A 12,358-nucleotide genomic window follows, 5' to 3' on the forward strand; every position below is an offset into this window, starting at 1 on the left:
GGACGAATCCGGATCATGCAGACCGGGTTCGTCCCCAAGCATAAAAGCGAGCCCAAGGCCGCTTGCGGGTGTACATCCAGGTTCAATCAGTTCGGTAACCAACCCTCGGCCCAGTAGTTGAGGTTGTTGCCCTTGAGCATGTAATCGCGCAGCACTTCCTCACGCAGCGCATCGCCCATGCGATAGCTCGCATCAGGGTCGGACAGGTGCATGCGGATTGCCTCAAGCCATTCCTCGGTGCTGTTGCTCACGACCTTGGTGCAGGGCAGATAGCCGCGATAGGCTTCTGTGTCGGTGCAAATCACCGGGTAACCGCAGGCGCCGTACTCCAGCAGACGCAAGTTGCTCTTACAGTCGTTGAAGATGTGGAACTCCAGAGGAGCCAGTGCCAGGTCGAGGTTCAGGCTGGCCAGTTTGGCGGGGTAAGCCTCAAGACCGACGCCCGTGTGAAACTCATGCACAAATGGTCGTAGCGCCTCGGGGCACATTCCGAAAAACACCCATTCGACTTCATTGGCAAGCAGACGCACCACGTCGGCAATAATTGCCAGGTCACCGTCATGACTGGTGCCGCCGCCCCAGCCTACGCGGGGTTTGCGCGAGGTACGTCGATGACTGGTGAGGCCCGTCCACAGATGTGGTGCAAGCATGTTCGGCACCACCCGAATATCGTGATGCATGTCACGCAATGCATCCGCCAGCGGCTGAGTCGATACCACGACCCGATCACACAATCCGACACCACGCCGCACCAGTTTGTCGACACCCACTTCGGCCTTGCGGATGTGCGCATTCTTTTTCGGCACATCGATCACGTAATCGTCGAGCTCAAAAATCCGGAAGGCTTGCGAACAGTTTTTGATTCGCTCGACCTCATCGACAGCCCCTTGGCTGTAGCGCCCCTGCAGGATGATCACGTCGGGCGAGCACCGCTCAAGTTCAATGTCCGTCGGCGTATGGTAGGTCATATGCCCTACCACTCGCCCCGCCGCCTCCAGCTCGAGGAACGGCTGGCTGACCCGATAATGCCCCACCGCCGTGGCGTTGATCGGAATCGCCAGGATCTTGGGCAGGGGCTGACGGGTGAAGGGATCCCACCCGTCCTTGAACCCCGGCTCCAGACTGAAATTGCTGGTGCCCAGACTCAGGTTCCGGTTATACGCCGGATCCCTGGCAACCACAGGCAACCAGTTCCGGTAGAAGTGTTTCTGCTCAGCTTGCAGCACTTTAGGTGCAGGCCCGACAGTGGAAGCCGGGATCGCCTGCACCAGCTCCGCGTATGGCGTCCATACCACCAGGTAGCCGGCCTGCCGCACACGCAGACAAAAATCAGGACCATTAAGCGCCTGGGCCAAATGTTGTTCGTCCAACCCCTGCAACTCGTCGAAAACCTGCTTGCGTACCAGGAGACAATCGACGCCGACCGCACTGAAGTTCTGTACAGTTTGCTGACGCTGCATGTAGCCAGGGGCGTTGAGCAACTCTCCGCGATTGGGGACACCAATGGCCCCCCGCAACCCCAGAACCAGTGCCGAACCCTCGATCCGGCCCTGCGGACTCAGCATCCGCCCGCCAACTACACCGACCTCAGGGCGCAGGCCGTGATTCAGCAACTCGTCCAGCCAATCGGCATTGACGATGATGTTATGGGGGCTGAGCAACAGCAGATAGTCGCCCCGCGCCTGGGCCGCGGCGAAGTTATGCACCGCTGCCTGGTTGTCGCCATAGTCACAGCGCAGCACTCGCAGTTTGTCGCTGCCCATTTGCTCCATGGCCGCCAGCCAGCTACAGGCATCTGCGGCAATGCTGGCGTTATCGGCAATCAAAATCTCGTAACGCGAATAGGCCGTTTTTTCCAACAGACTTTCAACACAGCGCTGCAAAGAACCGATCTGGTCCCTGGTGGAGATGATGATCGATACAAGAGGCTGCTGGTCATGGAGGTAGTCAACACGATTGATCAGCGCCAGACTGCCGCTACGGACGCGGTGTGGCGCCTCAATACGCTGTAGATGCGCGGCAAGTACCCGAGGATTCTGCTCGATGACCTGGGGTTGCGAGAGCCACTGAGACAGGCGCAAGGCAGACTCCACGAGCACTTCGCTCACATGGCCGATGGCGTGCGGGCCATTGCTCTCCACCAGACGCCAGACCAGATCGTGAACACCGAGCTCATCGTAGCCCGCAACAATGCCGCCAAGCTCGAGAACCCGCTGACGCTGTAAAGCGAGGACCCGGCCGATGTAAGGGTAACTACGCATCAAGTCAAGATTGAAGTCCGGCTTGAACACGGGCTCGATCGACACCTCATCGCGCAGCCCTCCCTCATCGCTATAGAGACAGCGCACGTCCGGCATTTCGACCATGCGCTCGGCCAGCAGCAACAAGGCCAGCTCGTTCAAACGATCGCCCGCCCGGACCAGATAGATCCAGTCTGCCTCATCCAGTTGCCTCAGCAGTCGATTGAACTGAGCGACCGGCTCTTCATGCAAACGTACATGACGCACACCTTCGCAGGGCGCATGCTCCGAACGGGAAATCACCACCACCTGCTCGGCGGCATAAACCTGCTGACGAATACTCTTGAGCGTATCTTCCAGCGCTACGCTATTACCTTCGCTATCAATGACGATCGGCACAATCCGCGGACGCCAGGCCCACCCCTGCAGGCGGGCAGGCAAAAGACGCTGTTGAGCGGGGTTCAATGTGCGGCAAGACAACCATTCACGATACAGGTCGACAAAACTGTCGCAGTCGTCACCCACCCGGGAAAGCACCAGGGTGTGTATGAAACTCAGGGATCGGCCCAACCCCGACTCTTCCCAGGCATAGGGCTGACCATCGACTGCATCGGCCAGAGTCATATAGCGCACCCAGCCTGGTGCAGGTGCCGGCTCGCCACTGCGCAATGCAAGCATCTGTTTGAGCCAGTCGAGCTCTGTCGCCAGCGCATTCCTGACGTGTGGCTGATTACTCAATCGCGCCGGGTGCAGGCGCTCGAGACTCAGAACCTGACTGACGACAACCAGATTGCCGCGACGCAACAAACAGGCAAACAAGGCGAAGTCCAGGCGAGCCACGAAACCTTCACCGACCTGGGTCAACGCCGGCAAATACTCCAGCGCATGACGGGTACGCAGCAGCGCCCCGCTCAAACCGCTGAGGAAGTTGACCAGGGTGCTTTCCAGAATCCCCAACAGATCCTCACCCTTGAACAGCGTGATGCCAGTAGAAAAACAGCAGTTTTCCAGCCGCTCGGACAACAGGATGTAATCGCCGTCGCAAAACTGTCGCTGGGCGATGACCAGATTCACGTCATCACGATCGATAAAACCTTCGATCTGCTGCTTGATGCACTCAGGCAACAGTTGATCGTCGTCGCACAGCAGCTTCAGATAATCGCCGCTGGCCTCTTGTGCGCAAGCCATGAGGTTACCCTGAAATCCCAAGCGTCGATCATTGCGTACATAACGTAACCGGATCGACTGCGGCACCTCACAATCCTCGACGATCCGGCGGATTTCGTCGCCGACACTGTCGTCGCAGACAATCACTTCGAAGTTGCTGTAGGTTTGATTCAGCGCGCTTTGCAACGCCGCCTGAAAGAACTGCGGATTGAAGGCGGGGATGGCGATGCTGACAAGAGGGACTGGTTTCACGGCAGGGGAACTCTCGAGCGGCGGAAGCTCACTCTAAAAAGAGTGGAGCCTCCCGGAACCGCTGAAAAAAGACGGTTTGCACTCGGCAATCTGCAACCCTCGCGATAAATCGCGAAGGCCTGGATTCAGACTTTGTTGAACAGCCCCAACTGAGCGATCTTGCTGAACGCCAATTGCGAGGCCTGCAACATGGTTTGCTGCAGGGTCAGGCGGGTCATCACTTCGGCCGGATCGGAATCGCGAATCGACGACTGGGTCTGGGTATTGGCCAGCGCCAGACTCTGGTTGATCTCAGTCTGAGTGGTCAATGACGAACCGCGCCCCCCCACGGAACTGATGCCGGCCGCCAACTGGTCGATGCCACTGGACAGATTGCCAATGCCTGAACCGATCGCCGCGTTTAATTGCTGGATGGCGATCGGGTTGTTGTTGGTCGGTGTCGCCAGTGCGGTCTTCAGTTGGCTGACGGTATCCAGAACGTTCTGTGTCTGGTGTGTGTTGACTGCAACGGAGAACTGGTCACCCGCAGCCGGTGTACCGGCCAACGTAAAGGTAACGCCGGACGCGGTTGCCGTGGCACCGGCCATGGTGCCGCTGGACACCGGTTTGCTGCTGGCGGTCAGTGGCGCGGCGTACAAATCGTAGTTCGTGGCGCTGGTGAACTTGAGGATCGCACTACCGTTCGGGAAACTGGCGTGGTAGTTGGCGCTGTTGGTGACCGCGGTACCGGTGACCAGTGCCGCCGAAGGATTCCCCGGGCTGCGAGACGTAGTGAAGCTGTCCGGCTTGGCCGCCAGGGTGAAACTGTGCCCGGTGATCACTGTACCCGGGACGTCACCCGCTTGCAGGTTGATGTTCAACTTCAGATCAACGCCACGGAAATTGACAGTCTGTGTGGCCGCACCGTTGGTGGAGCTGAACACACCATTCTGACTGGCCTCGGCGGTGACGTCGTTACCTAGGGAATCGGTAATTTTCAACTGCGTGCCGCTGACGAAATCCACGGTGTAAGGCTCACCGCTGCGGAACTTGGCGTTGTAGGTGACATCGGAGCCGACCTGACCGTTGGACAACACCACACGACCGTCATCGACCGCAGGCGCGGTGAGCGTGGTCTGAGTACGACTGGTGTTGATCGCCTGCTGGAACACATCCCAACCGGTGCTGTTGGTGGCCATCGACTGGGTATCGCCAATCGGCAGATCCAGCGTGACCTGATCACCGTTGTAGGCGTAGCTGCCATCGGTGTTGCGGGTGAACGGCACCACATCGCCCTTGGACCCGGAGAAGATGTACTTGCCGTTTTCATCCTTGGTGTTCATCAGGCTGAGCAGTTGCTCTTCAATCTGCCCCAGTTCGGAAGCGTTCGCCTGACGGTCGGCATCGGTATAGCCAGCGTTGCCTGCGCCGAGCGCCAGCTCTTTGGCGCGCTGCAGCACGTTGCCAATACTGGTCATCACCGACTCGGTCTGGCCTAGGGTGCCTTTGATGGTGGTCATGTTGGCCGAGTACTGGTCAAGCATCGAAGCCTGCTGACCCAATTGCAGCAAACGCGAAGCACCGACCGGATCATCCGCCGCGGTATTCACGCGAACCAGGCTGCTGGCCTCTTCGCTGCTCTTGACCACGTTGGAAAAGTTCTTCTGATAGTTGGCAGCAGAGGACTCGTAAAACTGGGCGGTAGAAATGCGCATGGGCTACGACTCCTTAAAGACTGTTGATCAGTGTGCTGAAGATTTCCTGCGCAGCCTTGATGATCTGCGAAGACGCGGTGTAGTACTGCTGATACTTGACCAGGTTGCCGGTTTCCTCATCGAGGTCGACACCGGACAACGAGTCGCGAGCGCCCTTGGCGTTGGCCAAAATCGCGGTGGTCGCAGCACTGTCGAGCTTGCCTTGCGCGGCCTTGGCACCGACGCCCGAGACCAGTTTGCCGTAGGCATCGTTCAGGGAAATACCGTTGCTGGCCGAACCGGTGTCCACGGCCTGCTTGGTCTGCAAGGCGGCCAGTGTGGTGCCGTTACGGTTATCCAGCGAACCCGGCTGGCTGAGCGATACGTTGATCGCGGTGCCGTTACCTGGCGAACCGGCCACGGTCATGTCGAACGACACAGTGCGCTGCACAACGGGCGGTCCCGGATCATTGATCGCGGCGCCGGTGCCGTCGACCAGTGGAATGGTCAGGCTCAACGTATTGTTCTGGCCCGGCACGATGGTACCGCTGCTGAGCGAGTTGCCTTGGGCATCGAGCATTTGGTAAGTCTGAGTCGAACCACCGGCCGCACCAAATACGATCTTGACCGGCGTCGACGTCTTCAGGCCGTTCTGGATCGTGGTGGTGGTCGCCGTGTCGTAGATATCGAACTTGGTGGTCAGGGTCGGCTGACCGCTGGCCGGAATCGTCAGTGTGCCGCTGCCGCCCGCAGCAATGGCCGCGCCCAACGGTGCCGCGATGGCCAGACGCTTGGAGTCGGTCATCTCGGTCTTGATGTTGGTCGCCGCGTTGCGGGTCGGGGTGATCTTGAACGTGTCGCCGGCGGCTGCGGTGCCACCGGAAAGTGTCATGGAGAAACCATCGATCACCGGCGGTGGCGTGGTCAGCGTGCTGAACGCGCCCATGGCGGTGCCTTCTGGCAGACGCTGCACGGTGTAGTTGGTGGCGCTGGTGAAGGTGACCTTGTAATCGTTAATGGTCAGCTTGCCGCTGTCCTCGATGCTCACATCGAAGTTGCCTGAGCCGGCGCTGTTGCCGACCGTGGCAACGCTGCGTTGGGCCATTTGCGCGGCGGTGTTGATGCTGTTGAACAGGTTCGAACCAAAATCACCGTTCTTGTCGATGCCCTGGGCCTGGACGGTGTTCATCTGATCGGCGACGACCAGCGCCACACGCCCCAGTTCATTCATGGCCGGGTCCAGCACGGTGCTGCGATAACGCAGCAAGCCGCCCATCTCGCCACCGGTCATCACCGAGGTGATATCGATGGTGCTCGAACCGCGATTGAGCTGAATGGCCGAACGCGACGGGTCGTCTTTGCTCGGCACCACTTCCAGCTTGCTGGCGGTATTCCCCATGACCAGCGGCTGTCCGCTGCCCAGGTAAATGTCGAGGTTACCGTCACGCTCGAGCACTTGCGCCCCGGTGAAGGTGGACAACTGGCGCACGGTCTCGTTGCGCGCGTCGAGCAAGTCGTTGGGCTGGCCGCCGGCGTTGGAAACTTCGGAGATCTTCTGGTTCAACTGGGCCACGGTGGCCGCCAGTTTGTTGACCTGATCGGCCATGTTCGTCAGGTTGCCGTTGATGTCCGCGTTCTGCGCGGCCAACTGGCTGGAGATCGAGTTGAAACGGTTACTCAGGGCTTGCGCATCGCTGAGCAGCAGTTGGCGGGAAGCATCGTCGCCCGGTTTGGCGTTGACGTTCTGTACCGAGGCGAAGAACTTGGTCAGGGCGCCGTTGAGGCCGGTGCCGCTGTCTGACAGCAACTTATCGAGCGGGCTGATCTGCCCGGCATAGGCAGCCGAGTCGCTGTTGAGCGAGGTGGTGGTTTGCAGTTGCGCATCGAGGTAGCTGTTGTACACCCGACGCACATCGGCCAGGGTCGTACCCGTGCCGATGTAGACATTGCCGAACTGATTCGAGGCCTTGCTGCCCTGCACGGTTTGCTGACGCGAGTAGCCTGCGGTGTCGGCGTTGGCAATGTTGTTACCGGTCACCATCAACGCGCTTTGGCCAGCGGATAAACCCGACATCCCGATGTTGAGCAAACTCATGATTCAAACCTTATGCCTTGTGCCTATAAAGGCGTAGTGGAAGCGCCCGCTGCAGCGTAGTTTTGGTAACTCGTCATCTGCTTGGCTATCTGCGAGATCTTGCTTGCGTAATCCGGGTCGGTTGCATACCCGGCTTTTTGCAACTCGCGTACAAACTGTTCTGGGTTATCGGCCGACTTCAGCACATCTTGATAGCGATTGTTGCTTTGCAGCAGCGTCACAAGGTCATGGAAACTGTCCTTGTAAGAGGCGTAGGAACGGAACTCAGCCGTCTCCTTGACCATCTGGCCATTTCTGAATTCGCTGGTGATCGCCCGCGCCGAATCGCCCTTCCAGTTACCACTGGCCTTGATCCCGAACAGGTTGTGGCTACTGCTGCCATCCTGGGCGCGCATGACAGATTTGCCCCAACCGGTTTCCAGGGCGGCCTGAGCCACCAGGTAACGCGGATCGACACCGATACGGTCGGCGGCTTCTTTGGCCATTGGCAGCATGGTGTTGACGAATTCGTCGGCGGAGCTGAAGGCTTTCTTCGCCGGTGCCAGGGGGATTTGAGCCATGGCACGACCATAAATCTGCAGGCGCCCGCTGGAGCTCGTATCCGTTTGCGAAGCCAGCCAATCGCCGTTGTACAGCGGGCCGGAACCGGTCGCGGTGCTCGGCGGCACCTGGATTTTGTTCTGCGTTGCGGTGGCGGTTGTCGCCGTGGTCGATGCTGACGGCACCAACCCTGCGAGCAAACGGTCGGCCAGTTTCGGTGGCAGCGCCAGACGCCGCTGATTGATCAGCGCCATGTCGTTGCGGTGTGCGCCCTCGCCCGCACCTGCCGGCGCCCTCACCGCGCGTGAAGCCCACAACGGGCGCTCGCCGTTGAGGCGCGACAGCGGCCCGTTGGTGGCGACCGTACCGGCGGCAATCGGTGTTTCCACGGCGGCCTTCGCGGCGGCTTGCTTGGCGGCAGATGCTGCCGCAGCCTCACCCGGCGCCAACGGTTTGTTCTTCGACATCTGGCGCATCAACACGTCAGCCAGGCCGATACCGCCGCCTTCGCGAGACAGGGAAACGGCCAACTGCTGGTCGTACATTTCCTGGTATTGCTTGGCTGCCGGCGTGTTGAGCGGATTATCCTTGCCCAGCGCTTCGGTGGCCGAGCGCATGGACTTGAGCATTTCGCCGAGGAACAGCGACTCGAATTCCTGCGCCACTTTGCGCATGTTCGCATCGCTGTTCTTGTCGCCGACCTTGAGCTGATTCAAACGATTCAGGTCCGAGTAGGAACCCGAATCGCTGCTGCTGACCAGACCGCTTTTGCGCATATCCATGATCGCCGTCCTCAGATCACGATCAGGTCGGCTTGCAACGCGCCGGCCTGTTTCAACGCTTCGAGGATCGCCATCAAGTCACCCGGTGCTGCGCCGACCTGGTTCACCGCACGAACGATCTCGTCGAGGGTGGTGCCCGGGCCGAACTTGAACATCGGCTTGGCTTCTTGCTGAGCGTTGACCCGCGAACGCGGCACGACCGCCGTCTGCCCGTTGGACAGAGGACCGGGCTGGCTGACGATCGGGTCTTCGGTGATGGTCACGGTCAGGCTGCCGTGGGTCACGGCGGCCGGGGAAACCTTGACGTTCTGGCCGATCACGATGGTACCGGTGCGCGAGTTGATGATGACTTTCGCCACCGCCTGGCCCGGATCGACTTCGAGGTTTTCGAGGATCGACAAATAGTCGACCCGCTGGCTCGGATCGAGTGGCGCGGTCACGCGGATCGAGCCACCGTCAATGGCCTGAGCGACGCCAGGGCCAAGCATGTCGTTGATCTTGTCGACGATGCGCTTGGCCGTGGTGAAGTCCGAACGGTTGAGGTTCAGGGTCAGACTGTTGCCCTGATTGAAACCGCTCGGCACTGCACGCTCTACCGACGCACCACCGGGGATGCGACCGGCCGACGGAACGTTGACGGTGATCTTGGAACCGTCACGACCTTCGGCATCGAAACCACCGACCACCAGGTTGCCCTGAGCGACGGCATAGACGTTGCCATCGATACCTTTGAGCGGCGTCAACAGCAAGGTGCCGCCACGCAGGCTCTTGGAGTTACCGATGGACGCTACGGTGATGTCTATCTGCTGACCCGGCTTGGCGAACGCCGGCAAATCAGCACTGATCGACACCGCCGCGACGTTCTTCAACTGCACGTTGCCGGAACCTGGCGGCACCTTGATGCCGAACTGCGAGAGCATGTTGTTGAAGGTCTGCAGGGTGAACGGGGTTTGCGTCGTCTGGTCGCCGGTACCGTTAAGCCCGACCACCAGGCCGTAGCCGATCAATTGGTTGGAACGCACGCCGGAAATACTGGCGATATCCTTCAGCCGCTCGGCTTGAGCATCGAAGGCCGCCGTCAACAACAGGACGCCCACCATAAGGTGTTTAAGATTCAACGTAGCCACCTAGAAAGGGAACAGCGGGCTGAGGAAGAAACGGTCGAACCAGCCTGGCTGACTCGCATCGGCAAACGAACCGGTGCCCGAATAGGTGATGCGCGCATCGGCGATACGGGTCGACGAAACGGTGTTGTCAGTCGCGATGTCATCGGCGCGAACAAGCCCTGCAATCCGCACCAGTTCATCACCGGTATTGAGGGTCATCCACTTCTCGCCGCGTACGGCGATGATACCGTTGGGCAACACGTCGGCGACGGTCACGGTGATCGAGCCGGTGAGGCTGTTGCCCTGCCCGGCCTTGCTGTCACCCTTGGTCGCGCGGTCGCCGCTGTAGCTGGCATCCAGACTCAGGTCGCCGCTGTCGAGCGGGTTATTTACGCTGGGCTTAGTGCCGAACAATGAGGAAAGACCAATGCTGGTCTTACTGGTCTTGCCGACCTGGGAATTGGCGTTCTTGCTCGCCTGGGTGCGCTCGTTCAGGGTGATGGTGATGATGTCACCGACCCGGAATGCCTTGCGGTCGCTGTACAGGTTCTGTTCGAAACCGGCCTGGTAGATCGAGCCGTTATTGGCGGCAGCCGGCAACGGCGTGCGCGGCAACACCGGGGCGTAGTAAGGGTCATTGGGCTTTGGCGTCGGACCGACGCACCCCGCCAGCGCGGCGACCCCACTCAGTGCCAGAACAGATACAAAGCGATTCATGACCCTACCTCACGGTGTTGCAGGCGACCTCATGGCCGCCTCATAGACTTGATTACAGATTCTGCGTTACGAACGAGAGCATCTGGTCGGCGGTGGAGATCACTTTGGAGTTCATCTCGTAGGCGCGCTGAGTGGTGATCATGTTGACCATTTCTTCAACGGTGCTGACGTTGGACGTTTCCAGGGTGTTCTGCAGCGTGGTGCCGAAACCGGCCAGGCCCGGGGTGCCGACTTGCGGCGCGCCACTGGCAGCGGTTTCCAGGAACAGGTTGTTACCCACCGCTTGCAGACCGGCCGGGTTGATGAAGTCGGCGGTTTGCAGGTTGCCGATCACCTGGGCGGCCGGGCTGCCGGCAACAGTGATGGACACGGTGCCGTCACGGCCAACGGTGAACGTCTGGGCATTGTTCGGAATGACAATGGCCGGCTCCAGGGCGAAGCCGCTGGCGTTGACGATCTGGCCGTTGGAATCCAGGTGGAAGGTACCGTCACGGGTGTAGGACGTGGTGCCATCGGGCTGCAGGATCTGGAAGAAACCGCGGCCGTCGATGGCCATGTCCAATGGCTGCTCGGTGGTTTGCAGGCTGCCGGCGGTGAAGTTTTTCTGGGTGCCGACGATGCGCACACCGGTACCCACTTGCAGACCCGACGGCAGTTCGCTGTCCTGGGTCGACTGGGCGCCTGGCTGGCGTTTGATCTGATACAGCAAGTCCTGGAATTCGGCGCGGTCACGTTTGAAACCCGTGGTCGATACGTTCGCCAGGTTGTTGGAAATGGTGGTGAGGTTGGTGTCCTGGGCGGACAGACCTGTTTTGGCAACCCATAGAGCCGGAAGCATTCGTTTCTCCTCGTGCGCCTGTTTTACGGCGCGACGTTCTGATAATTAGCTGATCTGCAAGACCCGAGCCATGGCCTGGTCATCGTCTTTGGCGGTGTTCATCATCTTGATGTGCAGCTCGAACTGCTTGGCCAGCGCCAGTACCGAAGTCATTTCTTCCACGGCATTGACGTTGCTCGACTCGAGGAATCCGGACACCAGCTTGACGCCGGCATCGGCTTGCGCCGGCTTGCCGTCCTTGGTGTGGATCGAACCGTCCAGGCCTTTGGTCATGTTCTTGAAGTCCGGGTTGACCAGTTTGATGCGGTCGACTTCAGCCATCACACGCGGGCCTTCGCCCATCGCACGGATGCTGACGGTGCCGTCTTCGCCGACTTCGATCTGCTGCTCGGGCGGCACGGCAATCGGCCCGCCATTGCCCATCACCGGCATGCCGTTGCCGGCGCGCAGCACGCCCAGCGCATCAACGTTCAGGCTGCCGGTGCGCACGTAGCTCTCACCGCCATCGGGGTTCTGCACGGCGATCCAGCCGTTGCCTTGCACCGCGACATCGAGGTCACGGCCGGTTTCCACCAGGGCGCCCGGGGAGAAGTCGGTGGCCGGACGTTCGCTCATGGCAAACGCACGCGCCGGAAAGCTGTCACCAAACACCGGCATCGAACGGGCCTGCTCCAGGTCCTTCTGAAAACCATTGGTAGAGATGTTCGCCAGGTTGTTGGCATGAGCCTTCTGCGCCAGTGCATTCTGGCTGGCGCCGGTCATTGCCACATAAAGGTACTTGTCCACACTCTTTCCTCTGCATGCCGGACGTTTGCCGCCCACCGCTGTACTGCTGAGCCATAAGCAATTTGCAGACCAACTTTTTTCTGGCGGCGCCGGGCCCGGCAAACAAAGGACTTGAGGGATTTAGAGGGGATTGAGGAAATGTATCGAAGACGAAAAACCGGC

At 59.9% G+C, this 12,358-nt stretch carries 8 protein-coding genes; all 8 read right to left on the reverse strand.

Annotation, left to right across the window (positions count from 1 at the left end):
* Positions 1-86 precede the first annotated feature (86 nt).
* Positions 87-3,659, reverse strand: a complete 3,573-nt coding sequence (locus F475_RS18100; RefSeq protein ID WP_111454408.1) for a glycosyltransferase — start codon at positions 3,657-3,659, stop codon at positions 87-89.
* A gap of 125 nt (positions 3,660-3,784) precedes the next feature.
* Complete coding sequence (locus tag F475_RS18105) at positions 3,785-5,353, reverse strand: flagellar hook-associated protein 3 (RefSeq protein ID WP_018929951.1); 1,569 nt, start codon at positions 5,351-5,353, stop codon at positions 3,785-3,787.
* A gap of 13 nt (positions 5,354-5,366) precedes the next feature.
* Positions 5,367-7,427, reverse strand: a complete 2,061-nt coding sequence (flgK, locus tag F475_RS18110; protein WP_111454409.1) for a flagellar hook-associated protein FlgK — start codon at positions 7,425-7,427, stop codon at positions 5,367-5,369.
* Between the two features lie 23 nt (positions 7,428-7,450).
* Entirely contained in the window at positions 7,451-8,749 is a 1,299-nt protein-coding gene (gene flgJ / locus F475_RS18115) for a flagellar assembly peptidoglycan hydrolase FlgJ (RefSeq protein WP_111454410.1), read from the reverse strand.
* An 11-nt stretch (positions 8,750-8,760) separates the two neighbouring features.
* Entirely contained in the window at positions 8,761-9,849 is a 1,089-nt protein-coding gene (locus F475_RS18120) for a flagellar basal body P-ring protein FlgI (RefSeq protein WP_032831038.1), read from the reverse strand.
* 27 nt (positions 9,850-9,876) lie between these two features.
* The gene (gene flgH, locus F475_RS18125; RefSeq protein ID WP_111454411.1) at positions 9,877-10,572 is read right to left on the reverse strand and encodes a flagellar basal body L-ring protein FlgH; all 696 of its coding nucleotides are present in this window, start codon (positions 10,570-10,572) and stop codon (positions 9,877-9,879) included.
* Positions 10,573-10,624: 52 nt separating this feature from the next.
* Entirely contained in the window at positions 10,625-11,410 is a 786-nt protein-coding gene (gene flgG / locus F475_RS18130) for a flagellar basal-body rod protein FlgG (RefSeq protein ID WP_007938559.1), read from the reverse strand.
* Positions 11,411-11,455: 45 nt separating this feature from the next.
* Positions 11,456-12,196: a flagellar basal body rod protein FlgF gene (locus F475_RS18135; protein WP_026286705.1), complete on the reverse strand. Its 741-nt coding sequence runs from the start codon at positions 12,194-12,196 to the stop codon at positions 11,456-11,458.
* Positions 12,197-12,358 lie beyond the last annotated feature (162 nt).

It is taken from the genome of Pseudomonas sp. URMO17WK12:I6 (assembly GCF_003253625.1).
Taxonomy (GTDB): Bacteria; Pseudomonadota; Gammaproteobacteria; order Pseudomonadales; family Pseudomonadaceae; genus Aquipseudomonas.